Origin of the sequence: Micromonospora sp. WMMD735 (assembly GCF_049178995.1) — a bacterium.
Lineage (GTDB): Bacteria > Actinomycetota > Actinomycetes > Mycobacteriales > Micromonosporaceae > Micromonospora > Micromonospora wenchangensis.
Genome location: NZ_JBMHMJ010000002.1, coordinates 7,301,835 through 7,323,110 on the forward strand (window position 1 = coordinate 7,301,835; position 21,276 = coordinate 7,323,110).

General features: G+C 73.7%; 14 protein-coding genes and 1 pseudogene. 5 read left to right on the forward strand and 10 right to left on the reverse strand.

Features of this window, described 5'->3' with window-relative positions; all coding sequences use genetic code 11:
• The first annotated feature begins 34 nt into the window (after positions 1–34).
• Genes ACN268_RS31630 through ACN268_RS31640 form a run of 3 tightly spaced genes read left to right on the forward strand, consistent with a single transcriptional unit; the run spans position 35 to position 3,062 of the window.
• A complete protein-coding gene (locus ACN268_RS31630) occupies positions 35–871 on the forward strand; it encodes a sugar transferase (protein ID WP_421486666.1) in 837 nt (278 codons plus the stop codon).
• Positions 868–1,797 (forward strand): NAD-dependent epimerase/dehydratase family protein, encoded by a 930-nt coding sequence (locus tag ACN268_RS31635; protein ID WP_421486667.1) that lies wholly within the window; start codon positions 868–870, stop codon positions 1,795–1,797. The genes ACN268_RS31630 and ACN268_RS31635 overlap by 4 nt, the downstream gene beginning before the upstream one ends.
• A gap of 5 nt (positions 1,798–1,802) precedes the next feature.
• Entirely contained in the window at positions 1,803–3,062 is a 1,260-nt protein-coding gene (locus ACN268_RS31640; RefSeq protein ID WP_421486668.1) for a glycosyltransferase family 4 protein, read from the forward strand.
• Here the strand turns inward: ACN268_RS31640 and ACN268_RS31645 are convergent.
• Entirely contained in the window at positions 3,037–3,471 is a 435-nt protein-coding gene (locus ACN268_RS31645) for a hypothetical protein (protein WP_421486669.1), read from the reverse strand. The two genes, ACN268_RS31640 and ACN268_RS31645, sit on opposite strands and share 26 nt — an antisense overlap.
• Positions 3,472–3,739: 268 nt before the next feature.
• Positions 3,740–6,220 carry a Tex family protein gene (locus tag ACN268_RS31650; RefSeq protein WP_421486670.1) on the reverse strand — a complete coding sequence of 827 codons (2,481 nt, stop codon included), beginning with the start codon at positions 6,218–6,220 and terminating at the stop codon, positions 3,740–3,742.
• A gap of 271 nt (positions 6,221–6,491) precedes the next feature.
• Here ACN268_RS31650 and ACN268_RS31655 point away from each other — a divergent pair.
• Positions 6,492–7,999: pseudogene (locus ACN268_RS31655) on the forward strand (deoxyguanosinetriphosphate triphosphohydrolase family protein).
• A gap of 23 nt (positions 8,000–8,022) precedes the next feature.
• Here the strand turns inward: ACN268_RS31655 and ACN268_RS31660 are convergent.
• The 7 genes from ACN268_RS31660 to ACN268_RS31690 form a co-directional block, all read right to left on the reverse strand.
• Complete coding sequence (locus ACN268_RS31660) at positions 8,023–9,168, reverse strand: MBL fold metallo-hydrolase (RefSeq protein ID WP_421486671.1); 1,146 nt, start codon at positions 9,166–9,168, stop codon at positions 8,023–8,025.
• Between the two features lie 146 nt (positions 9,169–9,314).
• A complete protein-coding gene (locus ACN268_RS31665; RefSeq protein ID WP_421486672.1) occupies positions 9,315–10,322 on the reverse strand; it encodes a serine hydrolase in 1,008 nt (335 codons plus the stop codon).
• Positions 10,323–10,409: 87 nt separating this feature from the next.
• Positions 10,410–11,429, reverse strand: coding sequence for an SDR family NAD(P)-dependent oxidoreductase (locus ACN268_RS31670; protein ID WP_421486673.1), 1,020 nt, complete (start codon positions 11,427–11,429; stop codon positions 10,410–10,412).
• Positions 11,426–12,610 (reverse strand): zinc-dependent alcohol dehydrogenase, encoded by a 1,185-nt coding sequence (locus ACN268_RS31675; protein WP_421486674.1) that lies wholly within the window; start codon positions 12,608–12,610, stop codon positions 11,426–11,428. Before ACN268_RS31675 ends, ACN268_RS31670 begins: the two co-directional genes overlap by 4 nt.
• Before the next feature lie 203 nt (positions 12,611–12,813).
• Positions 12,814–13,575 (reverse strand): succinate dehydrogenase/fumarate reductase iron-sulfur subunit, encoded by a 762-nt coding sequence (locus tag ACN268_RS31680; protein ID WP_145918780.1) that lies wholly within the window; start codon positions 13,573–13,575, stop codon positions 12,814–12,816.
• Positions 13,572–15,509 (reverse strand): fumarate reductase/succinate dehydrogenase flavoprotein subunit, encoded by a 1,938-nt coding sequence (locus ACN268_RS31685; protein WP_421486675.1) that lies wholly within the window; start codon positions 15,507–15,509, stop codon positions 13,572–13,574. The genes ACN268_RS31680 and ACN268_RS31685 overlap by 4 nt, the downstream gene beginning before the upstream one ends.
• A 1-nt stretch (position 15,510) precedes the next feature.
• Positions 15,511–16,194, reverse strand: a complete 684-nt coding sequence (locus tag ACN268_RS31690) for a succinate dehydrogenase cytochrome b subunit (protein WP_364317426.1) — start codon at positions 16,192–16,194, stop codon at positions 15,511–15,513.
• A 77-nt stretch (positions 16,195–16,271) separates the two neighbouring features.
• Between ACN268_RS31690 and ACN268_RS31695 the strand changes: the two genes are divergently transcribed.
• Positions 16,272–17,210 carry a LysR family transcriptional regulator gene (locus ACN268_RS31695; protein ID WP_421486676.1) on the forward strand — a complete coding sequence of 313 codons (939 nt, stop codon included), beginning with the start codon at positions 16,272–16,274 and terminating at the stop codon, positions 17,208–17,210.
• Here ACN268_RS31695 and hrpA read toward each other — a convergent pair whose 3' ends face one another.
• A complete protein-coding gene (gene hrpA / locus ACN268_RS31700; RefSeq protein ID WP_421486677.1) occupies positions 17,211–21,266 on the reverse strand; it encodes an ATP-dependent RNA helicase HrpA in 4,056 nt (1,351 codons plus the stop codon).
• Positions 21,267–21,276 lie beyond the last annotated feature (10 nt).

The following is a 21,276-nucleotide window of genomic DNA, read 5'->3' on the forward strand; positions in this document are numbered from 1 at the left end:
GGAACGGTCGCCGGGAAGGTGGTAGGTCTGTTCCATGTCCAAAGTTGCTGCCCCCGCGGCACAGCCGCGCGCCGGTGACGCCGGCCCGGTGACCGGACGGGAGACCGACCCGTCGACCCGCCGCCCGTACGACAGATGCAAGCGGCTGCTCGACGTGCTCGGCGCGCTGGTCGTGCTGACCCTCGGTGCGCCCCTGCTGGCCCTGGTGGCCCTGCTGGTGCTGGTCACCCACGGCCGGCCGGTGCTGTTCCGGCACACCCGGCCCGGCCTGCACGGCGAACTGTTCGACGTGGTGAAGTTCCGCACCATGCGCCACCCCGACCCGCAGCGCGGGCTGGTCACCGACGCGCAACGCCTCACCCGGGTCGGCCGGTGGCTGCGGGCGAGCAGCCTCGATGAGCTGCCCGAGTTCTGGAACGTGCTGCGCGGCGAGATGAGCGTGGTCGGCCCCCGCCCGCACCTGGTGCGGTACCTGACCCTCTACACCCCCGAGCAGGCCCGCCGGCACGACGTGCGGCCGGGCATCACCGGGCTCGCCCAGGTACGCGGACGCAACGCTCTGAGCTGGGAGGCGAAGTTCGCCTCCGACATCGAGTACGTCGACAGGCGGTCCTTCCTGCTGGACCTGAGGATCCTGCTGGCCACCGTCAGGGTGGTGCTCACCCGGGAGGGCATCTCCGCCCCCGGCGCGGCCACCTGGCACGAGTTCACCGGCAACGCCCCGTCGGCCGCCGACGACCGGCCCGCCGCGCCGACCGCCGCCGGCCACCCGTCCACGGCGTCGGCCGCCGGCCACCCGTCCACGTCGTCGGCCGCCGGCCACCCGTCCACGTCGTCGGCCGACGACCGGGACGTCGTGCGGCCCCGATGAACCGGGTGCTGCTGCTGGGCGCGGGTGGATTCCTCGGCCGGCACATCCACGCCACGCTGGCCGGCCACACCACCGTCCGGGCCCCCTCCCGCACCCGGTGCGACCCGGCCCGGATGGAGCTGCCCGAGCTGACCGCGCTGGTCGCCCGGGAACGACCCGACGTGGTGGTCAGCGCGGCGGGCCGCATCGTCGGCTCCGGACCCGACTTCGTCCAGGCACACGTCGTGGCGACCGCGAAGCTCATCGAGGCGGTGGCCGTCGCCGCGCCCGGTGCACGGCTGGTCCGGATCGGCTCGGCGGCGGAGTACGGCGTCGTGCCGCACGGTCTGGCCGTCGGGGAGAATCATCCGGCCGTACCGGTGAGCGAGTACGGGCTCAGCCACCTGGCGGCCACCCGGCTGGCCGAGCTGGCGGGCGACGCCGGTCGGGTCGACACGGTCGTGCTGCGGGTCTTCAACCCGGTCGGGCCGGGGATGCCGGCGGGCAACATGCTGGCCCGGGCGACCGCGATGATCCGTACCGCGATGGCCGACGGCGCGGACGACATCGCCCTCGGCCTGCACGACACGTACCGGGACCTGGTCGACGTGCGGGACGTGGCGGCGGCGGTGCTGGCCGCGACGCGGTGCGCCCCCGTCGGCGCGCAACGGGTCGTCAACGTGGGCAGCGGACGGGCGACGGCCACCCGCGACGTCGTCCGGCTGCTGGCCGACGTGGCCGGGTTCACCGGTCAGATCCGCCCCGGCGGCTTCCCGCCCGACGCCACCCGCTCGGCCGCCGTGCCCTGGATGTGCGCCGATGTCGACCGCGCCCGCCGGGTGCTCGACTGGACCCCGGCGTACGACCTGGCCGCATCGCTGCGCGCCCTGTGGCGGGCCGACGGCGAACGGTCGGACCGGCCGGTGGCCGGCGTGGCGGCGGGGTGAGGCGGATGCGGATCGGTCTGCTCACCCAGTGGTACGACCCGGAGCCCGGCCCGGCGGCCCTGCCCGGGATGCTCGCCCGCGCCCTCGCCGAACGGGGCCACGAGGTCCGGGTGCTCACCGGGTTCCCGAACTACCCGACCGGCCGGCTGGCCCCCGGCTACCGGCTGGCCCGCCGCCACGACGAGGTCGTCGGGGCGACCCGGGTCCGCCGGGTGGCCCTCTATCCCAGCCACGACGGTTCCGCGCTGCGCCGGGTGGCGAACTACGGGTCGTTCGCGGTGTCCGCGCTGGTCTCCGGCACCCCGGCGCTGCGCGGACTGGACGCCCTCTGGGTGGGCAACTCGCCGATCAGCGTCGCCCTGCCGATGTGGTTCACCCGCTACGTGCACCGGGTGCCGGTGCTGCTGCACGTGCTGGACCTGTGGCCGGACAGCGTGGTCGCGAGCGGCTTCCTCGGCACCGGCCCGGTGTCGCGGACCGTCGAGCGGGGGATGGCCGCCTGGTGCGGGGCGATGTACCGCAGCGCCTCCCGGGTCGCCCACGTCGCACCCGGTGCCGCCGACCTGCTCGCCGACCGGGGCGTGCCCCGGGACAAGCTCGTGCACGTCCCGGTGTGGGCGGACGAGACGTTGGGTGTCCGCGCCGCCGACCTGCGCACCGAACTCGGGCTCCGGCCCGACCAGGTGGTGCTGGTGTACGCGGGCGCGCTCGGCGAGGCGCAGGGGCTCGACTCGCTGGTCGACGCCTGCGCCCGTACCGACGACCCCCGGCTGGTGTGCCTGATCGCCGGCTCCGGCACCACGCAGGATCGGCTACGTCGCCGCGCCACGGAGGTCGGCGCGTCCAACGTCCGGTTCCTCGGACAGTTGCCCCGGGAACGGATGCCCGCGCTGATGGCCACCGGGGACGTCCACTACGTGAGCCTGCGCCCGGGCGGCATGTCCGCGTACACGATGCCGAGCAAGGTGCAGGCGACCCTGGCCGCCGGACGGGCGCTGCTGGTCGCCGCGGAGGGCGACGCCGCCGCGGTGGCCCGGGACAGCGGCGCGGGGATCACCGCCCGGCCCGGTGACCCCGACTCGATCGCCGACGCCCTGCGTGAGGTCTGCGACCTGGGCCGGGAGAAGCTGGAACTGCTCGGGCAGGCCGGTCGGGCCTACTACGACCGGATGTTCTCCGTGGCCGTGGGTGCCGACCGGGTCGAGCGGACCCTGCACGAGATGGTGGCGGACCCGGGGTTCAGGGCCAGTCGTCGCCGGCGGTGAGCCGGCGGGTGAGCAGGTCGGCCAGCGGGATCGACTCGCCGTCGCGGCCGCCGCGCCCGACGACCAGGGGCGGCCGGGCCGGCGGCACGTCGACGCCGAACAGCAGTGCGCGCACGCCCGACGGCACGGTGAGCAGGTAGAACCGGCCGTCGACGGCGACCGCGCGCAGGCCGGCCCGGTCGACGTACCAGCCGGTCAGCCCGGTCCGGTACCGGCCCCGCCCGTCGTAGCCCTGGGCCACCAGGCGGGTGGTGCGCAGCCCGCGCCGGGCCGCCTCGGCCGTGAACCGGGCCACCAGCTCCTCGGCCTGCGCGTGCTCGCCGTCGCGCCGACGGGCGTCGGCCGCCGCGTGTGCCCGGACCGCCCGCTGCCGCCGCTCCCGCCACTGCGGATCGCCGTCACCGTCCATGCCGCGACGGTACGCCCACCGTCGGCGACCCGGCGACGCCCCGCCGCCCGCCACCCGTCGTCCCCGGCCCTGGTGCACGGTCCGCCACCCGCCGGCCCCGGCCCTGGTGCACGTCCCGCCGCCCGCCACCCGTCGTCCCCGGCCCCGGTGCACGGTCCGCCGCCCGTCGAACCGGTCCAGCGAGCGCGCACCCGCCCCGCCCGGGACGCGGTGCCGGGCGGGCTGCCGCCCCGCCCGGTCGGTCCCGGGCGGGGCGGGGCCGGCCGGGTCAGGCCAGGCCGGCCCGGCGCAACGCCTCGGCCATCGCGTCGTTGGCGGGTGCCGGCGCGGAGCCGCCCCGACCCTGCCGTTGCTGCGGCCCGCCCCGCGAACCGCCCCGCTGCTCCCGCTGGCCGCCGGACCCGCCCGCGCCACCGGACCTCCCCGCGCCACCGGACCTCCCCGCGCCACCGGACCCGCCCGCGCCGCCGCGCCGGCCGCCCGGGGTGTCGCCGCGCCCGCCCTGGGGGGTGCCGCGCTCGCGCCGCTGCCCGTCGCCGGCCGGCCGGCCACCGCCCGCCGGCACCTCGTCGTCCAGCCGCAGGGTCAACGAGATCCGCTTGCGCGGCACGTCGACGTCGAGCACCTTGACCCGGACCACGTCACCGGACTTCACCACGTCGCGCGGGTCCTTGACGAAGGTGTGCGACATCGCCGAGACGTGCACCAGGCCGTCCTGGTGCACGCCCACGTCGACGAACGCGCCGAACGCCGCCACGTTGGTGACCACGCCCTCCAGCAGCATCCCGGGGGTGAGGTCGCCGATCTTCTCCACCCCCTCGACGAAGGTGGCGGTGCGGAACTCCGGTCGCGGGTCCCGGCCGGGCTTCTCCAGCTCGGCGAGGATGTCGGTGACGGTGGGCAGGCCGAAGGTGTCGTCGACGAAGTCGGTGGCCCGCAGCCCGCGCAGGAGGGCCGACTTCCCGATCAGCGAGCGCAGGTCCTGCCCGGTGCTGGCCAGGATGCGACGCACCACCGGGTACGCCTCCGGGTGCACGCTGGACGAGTCGAGCGGGTCGTCACCGCCGGGGATGCGCAGGAAGCCGGCGCACTGCTCGAACGCCTTCGGGCCGAGCCGGGCCACCTTCTTCAGCTCGGCGCGGGTGCGGAACGGCCCGTTGGCGTCCCGGTGCAGCACGATGTTCTCGGCGAGCCCGGCACCGATGCCGGAGACCCGGGTCAGCAGCGGGGCGGAGGCGGTGTTGACGTCCACCCCGACGCCGTTGACGCAGTCCTCCACCACCGCGTCCAACGAGCGGGACAGCTTCACCTCGGACAGGTCGTGCTGGTACTGCCCGACGCCGATCGAGCGCGGGTCGATCTTGACCAGCTCGGCCAGCGGGTCCTGGAGCCGGCGGGCGATGGAGACCGCCCCGCGCAGCGACACGTCCAACGTGGGTAGTTCCTGCGAGGCGTACGCGGAGGCGGAGTAGACCGACGCGCCGGCCTCGGAGACCATCACCTTGGTCAGACCGAGCTGCGGATACCGCTTGATCAGGTCGGCGGCGAGCTTGTCGGTCTCCCGGCTGGCGGTGCCGTTGCCGATCGCGACCAGCTCCACCCGGTGCGCCCCGGCCAGCTTCGCCAGCGTCTCGACCGAGGCGTCCCACTGCCGACGCGGCTCGTGCGGGTAGATCGTGTCGGTGGCGACCACCTTGCCGGTGGCGTCGACCACCGCCACCTTCACCCCCGTCCGCAGACCCGGGTCGAGACCCATCGTGGCGCGGCTGCCGGCCGGGGCGGCGAGCAGCAGGTCGCGCAGGTTGGTGGCGAAGACCCGGACCGCCTCCTCCTCGGCCGCCTGCCACAACCGCATCCGCAGGTCGGCACCGAGGTGGATCAGGATCCGGGTCCGCCACGCCCAGCGCACCGTGTCGGCCAGCCACCGGTCGGCGGGCCGGCCCGCGTCGCTGATGCCGAACCGGCCGGCGATGGCCGCCTCGTAGCGGGTCGGACCGGTGGGCGGGGCGTCCGGGTCCTCCTCGGCGTCGGGGGCCATGGTGAGGTCGAGCACGCCCTCCTTCTCGCCCCGGAACATCGCCAGGATGCGGTGCGAGGGCAGCTTCGGGTACGGCTCGGCGAAGTCGAAGTAGTCGGCGAACTTCGCGCCGGCGTCCTGCTGCCCGTCGCGTACCCGGGCGACCAACCGGCCCCGCGACCACATCTGCTCACGCAGGGCGCCGATCAGGTCGGCGTCCTCGGCGAACCGCTCGATCAGGATGGCCCGCGCGCCCTCCAGCGCGGCGGCGGCGTCGGCCACCCCGCGTTCGGCGTCGACGAACCCGGCGGCCGTCTCCTTCGGGTCCCGGGTCGGGTCGCCGAGCAGCGTGTCGGCCAGCGGCTCCAGCCCGACCTCCCGGGCGATCTGCGCCCGGGTCCGCCGCTTGGGCTTGTAGGGCAGGTAGATGTCCTCCAGCCGGGACTTCGAGTCGGCCGCCATGATCTGCGCTTCCAACGCCTCGTCCAGCTTGCCCTGGCTGCGGATCGACTCCAGCACCGCGGCCCGCCGCTCGTCCAGCTCCCGCAGGTAGCGCAGCCGCTCCTCCAGGGTGCGCAGCTGGGCGTCGTCGAGCAGGCCGGTGGCCTCCTTGCGGTAACGGGCGATGAACGGCACGGTCGCGCCGCCGTCGAGCAGCTCCACGGCCGCCCGCACCTGGCGCTCGGCGACGCCGAGCTCGTCGGCGATCCGCTGATGGACTGACTGGGTCACGATGTTGATCCGCCTTCGTTTCGGGTTCCCTGCTGCATTGTGCCGCCCACCCCCGACGCCCCGCGCCACCCCCGCCGGGACCGTGCCGGCGACCGCCGCCCGCCCGGCAGCCGCCTGCCCGGTCGCCGGTCGCCATCTGTCCGGCAGCCGCCTGCCCGGCCGCGACCTGCCCGACCGCCGGGCACCGTCTGCCGGCCCCCGGGCCCCGGCCCGCGGGCGGCCCGGTGCGAGCCGGCGCGGCCGGGCGGTCGGCTGCGCTAGCGTGGCGATCATGGACCAACCTGCGGACCCGCGTGCCCGTCGGCTCTTCGGTGGCAGCGCCCGAGCCCTCGGCGACCTGGCCGTGAGCCCGTTCCGGGCCGACCGGGACCGGATCGTCGCCTCACCGTTCTTCGCCCGGCTCGGTGGGGTGACCCAGGTGATCAGCCCGGTCGGCTCCGGGCTGCTGGTGCACAACCGGCTCACCCACAGTCTCAAGGTCGCCCAGGTGGCCCGCGCGATCGCCGAACGGCTGACCGCCGACCCGGCGCATCGGGACCTGCTGGACAAGCTGGGCGGCTGCGACCCGGACGTGGTGGAGGCCGCCGCCCTCGCCCACGACCTCGGCCACCCGCCGTTCGGGCACCTGGGGGAACGGGTGCTCGACCGGCTGGCCCGGCAGCGGCTCGGGCTGGCCGACGGCTTCGAGGGCAACGCCCAGTCGTACCGGATCGTCACCAGCACCGAGATCCGCGGCGCGGCCACCACCGGCCTCGACCTGACCGCCGCCGTGCGGGCGGCGATGCTGAAGTACCCGTGGACCCGGCTGGACCACCCCGACCCGCACCCCCGGCACCTGCGTCCCGCGCCCCGGGGTGCCGCCGCCCCACCCGACGACCCGGACAGCGGCTCGCTGAAGTTCGGCGCGTACGGCACGGAACTCGCCGACCTGCGGCAGGCCCGCGCGCCGTTCGCCGGGCGGATCGCGCAGTGGCAGCAGACCGTCGAGGCGTCGGTGATGGACACCGCCGACGACATCGCGTACGCCATCCACGACGTGGAGGACTTCTACCGGGTGGGGGTGCTCCAGCAGGGCACCGTGGCCGCCTGATGGCCTGGCAGCGCGAGGGCGGACACCTGCGGGCGGTCACCGACGCCGCGTTGGCCGGCGCGGCCCGCCGACCCGGCTCGGCGATCGAGGCGCTGCGCCGGCAGCTGCACCGCAAGGACGCCTGGATCGCCGACGACGACGCGTTCGCCGCCGCCGTCGAGCACGTCCGCGAGGAACTGGTGGACGGGCTGCTGGCGCTGCCCTTCGACGGCTCGATCGAGGCGGAGCAGTACGTGGCCCGGTTCTCGGCCCGGTGGACCACCCGGCTGGTCGACGCGATCACGGTGACCGCCACCCCGGACGTACGCTCCGGCCACGTGCTGCTGGCCCGCGCCCAGTGGCACGAGGTGCAGGTGCTCAAGTTCGTCCACCACCGCTTCGTGCTGGCCCGCCCCGACCTGGCCCTGCACCAGCGGGGTCAGGCCCGGCTGCTGGGCACCCTGGTCGAGTCGCTGTGGGAGTGGCTGCTCGACCCCGAGGAGGAGTCCCGGCTGCCCCGCCGCCTGCCCGACCTGGTGGAGCTGGCCGAGGCCGAGCTGCACCCGCGTACCCCGGACCGGATCTCCCGGGCCCGGGGCCGGGCCATCGTCGACTTCGTCGCCCAGCTCACCGACGGGCAGGCGGCGGCGATGCTGGACGTGCTGTCCGGCCGCTCCGGCGCGCTGTGGACCGACGCCTTCGTGCTCTGAGCGGCGGCGGTGGACGCCTGCGGTCAGGCGATCGTCTGCCACCAGCCGTCGACCGCCGACGGGTCGTCGACCACCACCCGCTCGCCGGGGCGGGGCACCGCCAGCCGTACGCCCCGCGCCTTGGCCTCGGCCCAGAGCCGGTCGACCGGCTCGGACCAGTCGTGCAGGGCCAGGTTGAAGGTGGCCCAGTGCACCGGGACGAGCAGGTCGCCGCGCAGGTCGAGGTGGGCGGCGACGGCCTCCTCGGGGAACATGTGGATGCCCGGCCAGGCCCGGTCGTACGCGCCGATCTGCATCAGCGTCACGTCGAACGGCCCGTGCTCCGCGCCGATCTCGGCGTACCCGTCGAAGTAGCCGGAGTCGCCGGTGTAGAAGACCTTGCGGTGCGCCCCGGCGACCACCCAGGAACTCCACAGCGTGCCGTCGCGGCGCAGCCCCCGGCCGGAGAAGTGCTGGGCGGCGGTCGCGGTGATCTCCAGGCCGCCGATCCGGTGCCCCTGCGACCAGTCCAGCTCGATGATCCGGTCGTCGGGCACCCCCCACCGGTCGAGGTGCGCGCCGACGCCGAGCGGCACCAGAAACGGCGCCGACTGCCGGCGGACCAGCTCCCGGACGGTGGCCATGTCGAGGTGGTCGTAGTGGTCGTGGGAGATGAGGATCGCGTCGACAGTGGGCAGTTCGTCGAGGCGTACCGGGGGCTCGTGCAGCCGCTTCGGCCCCACCACCGCCGACGGCGAGCACCTGTCGCTCCACACCGGGTCGATCAGCACCCGGTGTCCCTCGATCTCGATCAGGGTCGAGGCGTGGCCGTACCAGACGACGTTGAGCTCCCGCGCGACGTCGGTGGTCGGAGCGGGGGTGGGCCGCAGCAACGGCACCGGTGCGGTCGGGCGGCGACGCTGCGGACCGAAGAGCAGTTCCCGCAGCAGGTTACGGTCGGGATCACCGCCGGGCATGGTGCGGGTGGCGACCCGGTTGTGGAAGGTGCCGTCGCGGAACTGCGCGGAGCGGGCGGCCCGTTCCGCGCGTGCCCCGGTCAGCCGGCCGCCCAGGGCCGCCGGCACGTCCCGGGCCGTCCATGCCAGGCCCGCGAGCGCGGCCAGCCCCGCCACCCGCCACAGTTGCCCGCCGATCGTCCGCCCGGTCGTGCGCTCCGCCGCTTTCCCCATGTGTCGTCCCCCTCGCCGGTGTCCCGCAGTACACGGTAGTCACCGCCGACGGCTCCCGCCCACGTCGAGCCACGGTCCGTCCCGCTTCGGGTGGCCGGCCGGCGGGCCGGCGGACGACCCGGGCCCGGGGGAGCGGGCCCAGGTGGTCAGCCGCCGTTGCTGGGGCGCTGCCGGGCCACCCGGTGCCGGGGCGCGTCGGCGGTGCCCCTCAGCTGCGTGGTGGCGTCCAGGAGGAAGCGGCCGAGCCGGGCCCGAGCCTGCACCACCGGGTGGGTGGCACCGAAGTTGTCCCGGTCGGCCTGGCCGTCGGCGAAGAGCACGTAGGTCAGCACGGCCGCCCCGGTGGTGTCGAAGACCACACCGGCCTCGTGCCGGGCGTCGACGAACCAGCCCGCCTTGGTGGCCACCCGGGCCCGCTCCGCCGAGGACATGGTGCGCCGGATGCCGTCGGTGAAGGCGACCGGGGAGCGCAGCAGTTTGAGCACGAGGGCGGTCGACGACGGCGACAGCAACGTGCCGGCGACCAGGGCGCGCAGCAGCGCGTGCGTCTCCCGGGCGGTGCTGGTGCCGAGATAGAACCGGTGGGGGTCGGACAGCGGCTGCACCTGGGTGTTGGGGAAGCCCTTCGCAGCGAGGGTGCGGTTGATCTCGGTGGCCGGGCAGACCAGGCCGCACAGCCGCGACGCGGTGTCGTCGGAGACGGTGAGCAGGTTGGCCAGCACGTGCCCGACGGTCACCGAACTGGGGTAGGCGGTGTCCAGGACGAAGATGCCGTCACCGCCGGGCACCACGGTCGAGGCGGCCACCTCGACCCGCTGGTCGAGGGTGAGCAGCCCCCGGTCGACCCGGTCGAGCACCGCGACAGCCACCGCGATCTTGTTGACGCTGTACGCCTCGACCCGCCGGTCGGCGGACTCGGAGACCGCGACCAGTGGGGTGGCGCCGTTCTCCAGACTGAGGTGGACCTGCCAGTTGCCGCCGGTCAGCGACTTCTCCCGCTGGAAGGCCGCGGCGATCCGTGGGGCGACGAGTTCCGGGCTCGCCCCGGCGGTGGCGGACTTACCGGGGCGGGCGGCGGCCGACGCCGCAGTGCCGACGAGCACCGCTCCCGCCGTGGCTGCCGTGCCGAGACCCAGCGCCGTCCTGCGGTTCACCGTCACGTCTCTCCCGTCGAGTGGTGGCCCGGAGTTGTCTCCGGGCCACCACTCTAGGTGACCGGTCGGGGGTGGTGGGGGCGCCGCTCAGCGTCGTCGACGCCGGGCCGCGCCACCCGCCGCGAGCGCCGTCCCGACCGCCAGCGCCGTCCCGGCCGCGACCGCCACCCCCGTCCCGAGCGCGGCGGCCGTCCTGCGCGCCGGTACGGCGGACCGGCGCAGCAGGGCGGACAGCTCCGGCAGCCAGCCGCCGCGCACCGCCGCGCCGGCCGGGTCCGGGGCGAACACGACACCGTCGTGCGGCGCGACGGCCTGCCCGGTCAGCCCGCCGCGCCGCATCAGCGGCCCGACGAGCGCGTCGTAGACGCCCGGCAGGAGGGTGAAGCCACCCCGCATGAGCAGGTTGACCCGGCCCACCGACACCTCCCGGCGGGGCCGGTCGGCGCAACGCGCGATGGCCCTCGCCACCCGCTGCGGGGTGGTGACCGGCAGCGGGGGCCGGCCGGCCCGGCCCAGGTAGTTCGCCGCCCGCTGGTAGACCGGGGTGTCCACACTGCCCGGGGTGACCAGGCAGACGTGCACCCCGGGCAGCTCCCGGGCCTCCTGCTGCACGGTGCGGACCAGTCCCTGAAGGCCCCACTTGCTGGTCACGTAGCCGCTCATGTAGGGGGCGGTGACGTGCCCGAGGACCGAGCCGGTGAGGATCAGGGTGCCCCCGCCGGCCGCCCGGAACCGGCGCAGCGCCACCCGGACGACGCCGGCCGCGCCGAGCAGGTCGGTGCGGACCACCCGGTCGAAGACCGCCGCCGGCAGTTCCTCGAACCGGCCGTAGGCCATCACCGCCGCGGTGTGCACCCACACGTCGATCCGGCCGAACTCGCGTTCCGCCGTGTCGGCCAGGGCGTCGAGCGCGTCGGGGGCGGTGACGTCGGTGGGCACCGTGCGTACCCGCCCGGCGCCGGCGTCGTGGCACTCCCGGCGTACCTCGGCCAGGCTTTCGGGGGAGCGGGCGGCGAGGACCAGCAGGTCCCCGCGCCCGGCGAACTCCAGGGCCGCCGCGCGGCCGATGCCGCTGGTGGCCCCGGTGACCACCACCACCCGGCTCACGGAGCGAGTACGACCTTGACGCAGCCGTCCTCCTTCTTCTGGAACATCTCGTACGCCTTCGGCGCGTCCACCAGCGGCATCCGGTGGGTCCGCAGGTCCTCCACGCCCAGCGGGTCGTCGTCGCCGGACAGCAGCGGCAGGATCTCGTCGGTCCACCGGCGTACGTGGCACTGGCCCATCCGCAGCTGGATGCCCCGGTCGAACATCTCCATCAGCGGCATCGGGTCCACCTCGCCGCCGTAAACCCCGGAGATCGAGACGGTGCCGCCGCGCCGCACCGCCTTGAGCGCGGCCTTGAGCACGGTCAACCGGTCCACACCGACCTTGTCGATCATCTTGTCGGCCAGCTTGTCCGGCAGCAGCCCGGCGGCGTGCTGGGCCAGCTTGCCACTGGTCGAGCCGTGCGCCTCCATGCCGACCGCGTCGATCACCGCGTCCGGGCCGCGCCCGTCGACCAGGTCGATCAGCGCGCCGGGCACGTCGTCGAGCTGGCTGACGTCGAGCGTCTCGATGCCGTGCCGGCGGGCCATCTCCAGCCGCTCCGGCACCAGGTCCAGCCCGATCACCCGGCCCGCGCCGAGGTGCCGGCCGATCCGGGCGCAGAACTGCCCGACCGGGCCGAGCCCGAACACGGCCAGGGTGCCGCCGGGCGGGGTGTCGGCGTACTTCACCGCCTGCCAGGCGGTGGGCAGGATGTCGCTGAGGTACAGGTAGCGCTCGTCGGCCCCGGTCTGCGGGATGGTGATCGGGCCGAACTGGGCCTGCGGGACCCGCAGGTACTCGGCCTGCCCGCCGGGGACGGAGCCGTAGAGGGAGGTGTAGCCGAACAGCGACGCGCCCTTGCCCTCGGCGGTCACCTGGGTCGTCTCGCACTGGGCGAAGAGCTGCCGCTCGCACATCCAGCAGTGTCCGCAGGCGATGTTGAACGGGACGACCACCCGGTCGCCGGGCTTGAGCCGGGTCACCCCGGAGCCGACCTCCTCGACGATGCCCATCGGTTCGTGCCCGAGGATGTCACCCGGCTTCAGGTACGGCCCGAGCACCTCGTACAGGTGCAGGTCGGAGCCGCAGATCGCGGTCGAGGTGATCCGGACGATCGCGTCCGTCGGTGCCTCGATCCGGGGGTCCGGGACCTCGTCCACCCGGACGTCGCGCGTGCCGTGCCAGGTCAGTGCCTTCATCGCTGCTGTCCCCTCTCGGTGCCGTCGAGGGGTCTGCTACCCCGGCAGGGGCGCTTGAACCGGCGGCGTGCCTGCCTACCCGCGCCGGGCCGCCCGGCGATCCGCCGCCGCGCATCCCGGTGGACGGCGGCGACGGCGCAGGAGAGACGGCGACCGCCGCATCCCCGGAGCCGGGGGTGCGGCGGTCGTGGTGGAGCAGGTGTTCAGGAGCCGGGGGTGTCGCCGCGCTTGGCGGTGGCGGTGAGGTAGTCCCGGTTGAGCCGGCCGATGGTGTTCAGCGGGATGCCCTTGGGGCAGACCGCGGTGCACTCGCCGGCGTTGGTGCAGCCGCCGAAGCCGGCCTCGTCGTGCGCGTCGACCATGCCGATCACCCGGGTGTAGCGCTCCGGCTGGCCCTGCGGCAGCAGCGAGAGTTGGGTGACCTTGGCGGCGGTGAAGAGCATGCCGGAGCCGTTGGGGCAGGCCGCGACGCACGCCCCGCAGCCGATGCAGGCGGCGGATTCGAAGGCGGCGTCGGCGTTGGCCTTGGCCACCGGCGCGGCGTGCGCCTCGGGGGCGCTGCCGGTCGGCGCGGTGATGTAGCCCCCGGCCGCGATGATCTTGTCGAAGGCGCTCCGGTTGACCACCAGGTCCTTGATCACCGGGAAGGCCCGGGCCCGCCACGGCTCGATGTCGATCGTCTCGCCGTCGGAGAACTGCCGCATGTGCAGCTGGCAGGCGGTGGTGCCGCGCTGCGGGCCGTGCGCGTCCCCGTTGATCATCAGACCGCACATACCGCAGATGCCCTCGCGGCAGTCGTGGTCGAACGCGACCGGCTCCTCCCCGGCGAGGATCAGCCGTTCGTTGAGCACGTCGAGCATCTCCAGGAACGACATGTCGGGGGAGACGTCGTCGACCGGGTAGGTCACCATCCGCCCCTTGTCCTGGGGGCCGGACTGACGCCAGATGCGCAGGGTCAGGTTCACTTGTAGCTCCGCTGCGTGGGGTGGACGTACTCGAACTTCAGGTCTTCCTTGTGCAGCACGGCCGGCTCACCGGTCGCGGTGAACTCCCAGGCCGCCACGTAGGCGAACCGGTCGTCGTCGCGCTGCGCCTCACCGTCGGGGGTCTGGTGCTCGGCCCGGAAGTGGCCGCCGCAGGACTCCTCGCGGTGCAGGGCGTCGATGCACATCAGCTCGGCCAGCTCGAAGAAGTCGGCCACCCGGCCGGCCTTCTCCAGCGACTGGTTGAGCCCCTCGCCGTCACCAGGCACCCGGACCCGCTGCCAGAACTGCTCCCGCAGCGCCCGGATCTCGTCGATGGCCTTGCGCAGCCCGGCCTCGGAGCGCTCCATCCCGCAGTGCTCCCACATGATCTGGCCCAGCTCCCGGTGGAACGAGTCCACCGTCCGGTCGCCGTTGACGGCCAACAGCCGGGCGATCCGGTCCTCCACCTCGCGCCGGGCCTGCACCGCCGCCGGGTGGCTGGCGTCGACCCTGTCCAGCGGACCGGAGGCCAGGTAGTGGGCGATGGTGGTGGGCAGCACGAAGTACCCGTCGGCCAGGCCCTGCATCAGGGCCGACGCGCCGAGCCGGTTCGCGCCGTGGTCGGAGAAGTTGGCCTCACCGATGACGAACAGGCCGGGGATGGTCGACTGGAGGTCGTAGTCGACCCACAGCCCGCCCATCGTGTAGTGCACGGCCGGGTAGATCCGCATCGGCACCCGGTACGGGTCCTCGCCGGTGATCCGCTCGTACATCTCGAACAGGTTGCCGTACTTGGCCTCGATGGCCTTGCGGCCGAGCCGTTCGATCGCGTCGGCGAAGTCGAGGTAGACCCCGAGCTTGGTCGGCCCGACGCCCCGGCCCTCGTCGCAGACGTTCTTGGCGGCCCGGGAGGCGATGTCCCGGGGGACCAGGTTGCCGAACGACGGGTAGATCCGCTCCAGGTAGTAGTCCCGCTCGTCCTCCGGGATCTGCCGGGGGTCGCGGTCGTCGCCCTTGGCCTTCGGCACCCAGACCCGGCCGTCGTTGCGCAGCGACTCGCTCATCAGGGTCAGCTTCGACTGGTGGTCGCCGGAGACCGGGATGCAGGTCGGGTGGATCTGGGTGTAGCAGGGGTTGGCGAAGTACGCGCCCTTGCGGTGCGCCCGCCAGGAGGCGGTGACGTTGCAGCCCTTGGCGTTGGTGGAGAGGTAGAAGACGTTGCCGTAGCCGCCGGAGGCGAGCACCACCGCGTCGGCCATCTCGGTGCTGATCTCACCGGTGACCATGTCGCGGACCACGATGCCCCGGGCCCGGCCGTCCACGACGACCAGTTCCAGCATCTCGTGCCGGGTGTGCATCTCCACGTTGCCCAGGCCGATCTGCCGCTCCAGCGCCTGGTACGCGCCGAGCAGCAGCTGCTGGCCCGTCTGGCCCCGGGCGTAGAAGGTGCGCTGCACCTGCGCGCCGCCGAAGGAGCGGGTGTCCAGCAGCCCGCCGTACTCGCGGGCGAACGGGACACCCTGGGCGACGCACTGGTCGATGATGTTGACCGACACCTCGGCGAGCCGGTGCACGTTCGACTCGCGGGAGCGGAAGTCACCGCCCTTGACCGTGTCGTAGAAGAGCCGGTGCACCGAGTCGCCGTCGTTGCGGTAGTTCTTGGCGGCGTTGATGCCGCCCTGTGCGGCGATCGAGTGGGCGCGGCGCGGGCTGTCCTGGTAGCAGTAGCTGCGCACCCGGTAGCCCTGCTCGGCGAGGGTGGCGGCGGCGGAGCCACCGGCCAGGCCGGTGCCCACCACGATCACCGTCAGCTTGCGCCGGTTCGCCGGGTTGACCAGCTTGGCCTCGAAGCGGCGGGTCTCCCAGCGCTTCTCGACCGGGCCGTCGGGAGCCTTCGTGTCGGCGATCGGCTCGCCCTCGGTGAAGAGTTCCATGTCAGGACACCAATCCGGTGAGTACGGCGAACGGGACCACCAGGTAGCCGGCGCAGAGCACGACGGCGAAGACCAGCGCGGCGGTGCGGGCCCGGCGCTCGCCCCGGGGGGTCTGCTGGCCGAGGCTGCGCAACGCGGAGAACAGCCCGTGCCGCAGGTGGAAGCCGACGGTGACGATCGCCAGCGTGTAGAACAGCGTCACGTACCAGCGGTCCGGGGCGAAGTCGGCGACCACGTTGCCGTACGGGTTGCTGGCGTCGCCGACCGGGTTGAGGGTGCCGGTGGTCAGGTCCAGGATGTGGTAGATCACGAAGAGCAGGATGATCACGCCGCCCCAGCGCATGGTGCGCGCGGCGTAGCTGCCCTGGACCTTCTTGCGGTGGGCGTAGCGCACCGGGCGGGCGGCGCGCGCCCGTACGGCCAGCACGGTCGCCGCCCAGATGTGCCCGATCACGGCCACCACCAGCGCGGTGCGCAGGATCCACAGGAACCAGACCCCGGGCAGCAGCGGCTTGCCGATGTCGCGCAGCCAGTGCGCGTAGTGGTCGAACGAGGTCTCGCCGGTGAACACCTTGAGGTTGCCGAGCATGTGGGCGACGAGGAACAGCACGAGCATGATGCCCGTCACCGCCATGACGGCCTTGAGGCCGACGTTGGAGCGGATGGGCGACCGAGTTTTCGTGATTACCACCTGACCGACGCTAGGAGCCCGGCAATCAGTCGTCCAATGCATCGAACTCGCAGTCTCGATAGCCGTAAGCTATGAAGATGCAGCTCCATCAGCTGAGGTACTTCGTCGCGGTGGCTGAAGTACGACATTTCACCCAAGCCGCCGACATCGTCGGCATAACCCAGCCGTCGTTGAGTAAGCAAGTTCACGCTCTGGAGACCACCCTCGGCGCCCCCCTGTTCGAGCGGGTACGCGGCAACATCGCCCTCACCGCCGCCGGTGAGGTGCTGCTGCCGCTGGCCAAACGCATCCTCGCCGACGTCGACACCGCCACCCGGGAGGTGCAGGAACTGGTCGGCCTGCGCCGGGGCCGGGTCCGGCTCGGGGCCACCCCCAGCCTGGCCACCTCGCTCGCCCCGCCGGTGCTGCGCCGGTTCCGCGACGCCCACCCCGCCGTCGACCTGCGGGTCGAGGAGGGCGGCTCGCAGGACCTCGTCCGCGACCTGCTGCGCGGCGACCTCGACCTCGCCCTGATCATCATGCCCGCGCAGGGGGCCGACCCCGGGCTGCGGGTCGACCCGATCCTGCGGGAGAGCCTGGTGGTCGCCTCGGTGGAGCCGCTGCCCGCCGCCCTGGTCAGTGGCGAACTGCGGATCACCGACCTGCGCGACCAACCGCTGGTGATGTTCCGCGAGGGCTACGACCTGCGCGACGCCACCATCCAGGCGTGCCGGGAGGCCGGCTTCGAGCCCACCTTCTCGGTCGACGGCGGCGAGATGGACGCCGTGCTCAGCTTCGTCGAGGCCGGACTGGGCATCGCCCTGGTGCCGGGCATCGTGGTCAGCCGGCGCCCCGGCATCCGGGTCACCCGGCTCGCCCCGCCCGGGGTGCGCCGGACCATCGCGGTGGCCCGCCGTCGCGACGTCGTGCCCACCCACGCCGGGCGGGAACTGCGGCGCATCCTGCTCGACTACGTGCACGCGGCCACCAGCACCAGCGACCTGCCGCCGGGCGTGGAGCCGCTGCCCTGATCAGCGCCCCTCGGCGTCGTCCATCGCGCGGTAGATGCGCTGCTCGGACACCGGATACGGGGTGCCGAGGGCCTGCGCGAAGACGTTCACCCGCAGCTCCTCGATCATCCAGCGGATCTGCCGTACCGGGGCCGAGTCGCGGCGCGCCGGGGGCAGCGCGGCCACCATGTCCCGGTACTCCTGCTGCACCGTGGCGATCCGGTCCTGCTGGGACTTGTCCCGCTGCGGGTTGGCGGGCAGCCGGTCCAGCCGGCGTTCCATCGCGGTCAGGTAGCGCAGCAGGTCGGGCAGCCGGGCGTACCCGGTCTCGGTGATGAAACCGTCGTGCACCAGGCCGGTGAGCTGCTGGCGCAGGTCGGCCAGGGCGGCCACCACCGCCAGGTTGCGGGTCGCGCCGAGGCGCTGTTCCACCGCGTACGCGGCGGCGAGCACCTGACGGACCCGGCCCATCACCTCCACGACCGTGTCGACCAGGTCGGCGCGGACCCGGTCGCGCAGCGCGGCGAAGCCGTCGGCGTCCCAGGCCGGCCCACCCGCGTCGGCGATCAGCTTGTCGATGGCGGCCCCGGCGGCGTCGGCGATGAGCTGCTGCACCCCGCCGTGCGGGTTGCGGCTCAACGCCAGCTTCGCCTCGTTGCTCAGCCGCCCCTGCAGGAACTGCGCCGGTGACGGCACGGTCAGCCGCAGCAGCCGCCTGGTGCCCGCCCAGTGTGCGGCGGCCTGCTCGGCCTCGGAGTCGAAGACCTTCACCCCGACCGTCGTGCCCTCGTCCACCAGCGCCGGGTAGGCGGTCACCGCGTAGCCGGCCCGGACCTGCTCGACGGTGCGCGGCAGGGTGCCGATGGTCCACCCGGTCAGCCCGCTGCGGGCCAGCTCCGGCGCGGCGGCGGCCACCACCTGGCGTACCTCCTGGCGGAGCTGGCGTTGCAGGGCCGGCAGGTCCTTGCCCTCGGCGACCGGCTGGTCCGCGTCGCCGATCACCCGGAACGTCACCCGCAGGTGCGGTGGCAGCTTCGCCGGTTCCCACGCCTCGCGGGGCACGGTCACCCCGGTCATCCGGCGCAGTTGCCGGGCCAACGCGTCCAGCAGCGGCTCCTCGCCCGGGGTGATCGCGGCGAGCGCCGCACGGGCGTGGTCGGGCACCGGGACGAAGTTGCGCCGCACCGCCTTGGGCAGCGTCCGGATCAGCGCGATCACCAGCTCCTCCCGCAGCCCCGGCACCTGCCAGTCGAAGCTCTCCGCCGGCACCTGGTTGAGCAGCGGCAGCGGGATGTCGACGGTGACGCCGTCGGTGGGCGCGGTCGGGTCGAAGGTGTACGTCAGCGGCAGGGTCACCCCGTCGGCCCGCCACTCGTCCGGGAAGTCGGCCTCGTCGACCCCGCCCCGTCCGGCGTTGACCAGCAGTTCCCGGGTGAAGGTGAGCAGGTCGGGCTGCTGGCGGCGGGCGGTCTTCCACCAGGCGTCGAAGTGTCGGCCGGAGACCACGTCGGCGGGGACGCGCTGGTCGTAGAAGGCGAAGATGCTCTCGTCGTCGACCAGGATGTCCCGGCGGCGGGCCCGGTTCTCCAGCTCCTCGATCTCGGTGCGGAGCTTCTCGTTGTCCCGCCAGAACTGGTGGTGGGTCTGCCAGTCGCCCTCCACCAGGGCGTGCCTGATGAACAGCTCCCGGCTCAGCGCCGGGTCGATCCGACCGAAGTTGACCTTGCGGGAGGTGACCAGCGGAACGCCGTACAGGGTGACCTTCTCGTAGGCCATCACGGCGGCCTGCTTCTTCTCCCAGTGCGGCTCGCTGTAGCTGCGTTTGACCAGGTGCTGGGCCAGCGGCTCGACCCACTCCGGCTCCACCCGCCCGGCGACCCGCCCCCACAGCCGGGAGGTCTCCACCAGTTCGGCGGCCATCACCCAGCGCGGCGGCTTCCTGAACAGCGCCGACCCGGGGAAGATCGCGAACTTCGCTCCCCGCGCGCCCAGGTACTCGTGCTTCTGGGCGTCCTTGAGCCCGATGTGCGACAGCAGGCCGGGCAGCAGCGACTGGTGCACCTTCGGGGTGTCGATCTCCTCCGGCAGGTCGGCGGCGACCCCGCGCCGGCCGCCGTCGGCCGGGGCCTGCGCCGCGCCCCGCCGGCCCCGCCGCCCGTCACCCTGCTCCGGGGTACGCAGCACCTGCCGCAACTGGGCGACGATGTCCTGCCACTCGCGTACCCGCAGGTAGTTGAGGTACTCCGCCCGGCACATCCGGCGGAACGCGCTGGAGGACAGCTCCCGCTGCTGCTCGCGCAGGTACCGCCACAGGTTGAGCAGCGACACGAAGTCGGATTCCCGGTCGGTGAACCGGGCGTGCGCCTGGTCGGCCTGGGCCTGCTTCTCCGCCGGCCGCTCCCGCGGGTCCTGGATCGACAGCGCGGCGGCGATCACCAGCACCTCGGTGGCGCAGCCGTTGCGTTCGCCCTCGATCACCATCCGGGCCAGCCGGGGGTCGACCGGGAGCTGGGCCAGCCGCTGACCCAGCGGGGTGAGCCGCTTGGCCGGGTCGGTCTCGGTCGGGTCCAGCGCGCCCAGTTCGTGCAGCAGGTTGACCCCGTCGGTGACGTTGCGGCGGTCCGGCGGGTCGATGAACGGGAACGCGGCGAGGTCACCGAGGCCGATCGCGGTCATCTGGAGGATGACCGAGGCGAGGTTGGTACGCAGGATCTCCGGGTCGGTGAACTCCGGCCGGGAGGCGAAGTCCTGCTCGTCGTAGAGCCGGATGCAGATGCCGTCCGAGGTCCGGCCGCAGCGGCCCTTGCGCTGGTTGGCCGACGCCTGGGAGACCGGCTCGATCGGCAGCCGCTGCACCTTGAGCCGGCTGGAGTAGCGGGAGATCCGGGCCGAGCCCGGGTCCACCACGTACTTGATGCCGGGGACGGTCAGCGAGGTCTCCGCGACGTTCGTGGCGAGCACCACCCGGCGTCCGGCGTGCGGGGCGAAGACCCGGTGCTGTTCGGCGGCCGACAGCCGGGCGTACAGCGGCAGGATCTCGGTGCCGAGCAGCGCGCGTTTCGACTGGGTCAGCTTGCCCAGCGCCTCGGCGGTGTCCCGGATCTCCCGTTCGCCGCTGAGGAAGACCAGGATGTCGCCCGGCCCCTCGGCGGCCAGCTCCTGCACCGCGTCGCCGATCGCCTGGATCTGGTCGCGGACGTTCTCCTCGTCGTCGTCCCCGTCGTCGTCGCCCTCGGTGACCTCCACCAGTGGCCGGTAGCGGACCTCCACCGGGTACGTACGCCCGGAGACCTCGACCACCGGCGCGGGCCGGCCGTCGGCGTCGGCGAAGTGCTTGGCGAACCGGTCGGTCTCGATGGTCGCCGAGGTGATGACCACCTTGAGGTCGGGCCGCCGGGGGAGCAGCTGGCGCAGGTAGCCGAGGATGAAGTCGATGTTGAGGCTGCGCTCGTGTGCCTCGTCGATGATCAACGTGTCGTACTGGCGGAGCATCCGGTCGGTCTGCAATTCGGCCAGCAGGATGCCGTCGGTCATCAGCTTGACCAGGCTGCGGTCGCTCACCTGGTCGGTGAAGCGCACCTTGTAGCCGACCACGTCGCCCAGCTCGGTGCCCAGCTCCTCGGCGATCCGGTCGGCGACCGTGCGGGCGGCCAGCCGGCGGGGCTGGGTGTGCCCGATCAGGCCGGTGATCCCCCGCCCCAGCTCCAGGCAGATCTTGGGTAGCTGGGTGGTCTTGCCGGAGCCGGTCTCGCCGGCCACGATCACCACCTGGTGGTCGCGGATGGCGGCGGCGATGTCGTCGCGGCGTTCGCTGACCGGCAACTGTGCCGGGTACGTGATCGTCGGCACGGCGGCCCGCCGGGTGGCCAGCCGGCCCTCCGCCCGGGACACCTCCACGGCGATCTCGGCCAGCGCCTCGTCGCGCCGCTGCGGGTCACGCAGCCGGCGCACCCCCTCCAGCCGCCGCTGCAGGCGACGCTGGTCGCGGAACATCAACGGGGTGAGCCGGCGGTGCAGCTCACGGGCGGTCGGGGCGTCGGCGGGCGCGGCGGGACCGGAGGCGGCTGGATTCTGCATGTCGTCGCCA

Coding starts and splice junctions, on each gene's coding strand:
- ACN268_RS31630 (WP_421486666.1), top strand. CDS start 35: ATGTCCAAAGTTGCTGCCCCCGCGGCACAGCCGCGCGCCGGTGACGCC.
- ACN268_RS31635 (WP_421486667.1), top strand. CDS start 868: ATGAACCGGGTGCTGCTGCTGGGCGCGGGTGGATTCCTCGGCCGGCAC.
- ACN268_RS31640 (WP_421486668.1), top strand. CDS start 1,803: ATGCGGATCGGTCTGCTCACCCAGTGGTACGACCCGGAGCCCGGCCCG.
- ACN268_RS31645 (WP_421486669.1), bottom strand. CDS start 3,471: ATGGACGGTGACGGCGATCCGCAGTGGCGGGAGCGGCGGCAGCGGGCG.
- ACN268_RS31660 (WP_421486671.1), bottom strand. CDS start 9,168: ATGGGGAAAGCGGCGGAGCGCACGACCGGGCGGACGATCGGCGGGCAA.
- ACN268_RS31675 (WP_421486674.1), bottom strand. CDS start 12,610: ATGAAGGCACTGACCTGGCACGGCACGCGCGACGTCCGGGTGGACGAG.
- ACN268_RS31685 (WP_421486675.1), bottom strand. CDS start 15,509: ATGGAACTCTTCACCGAGGGCGAGCCGATCGCCGACACGAAGGCTCCC.
- ACN268_RS31695 (WP_421486676.1), top strand. CDS start 16,272: ATGAAGATGCAGCTCCATCAGCTGAGGTACTTCGTCGCGGTGGCTGAA.
- hrpA (WP_421486677.1), bottom strand. CDS start 21,266: ATGCAGAATCCAGCCGCCTCCGGTCCCGCCGCGCCCGCCGACGCCCCG.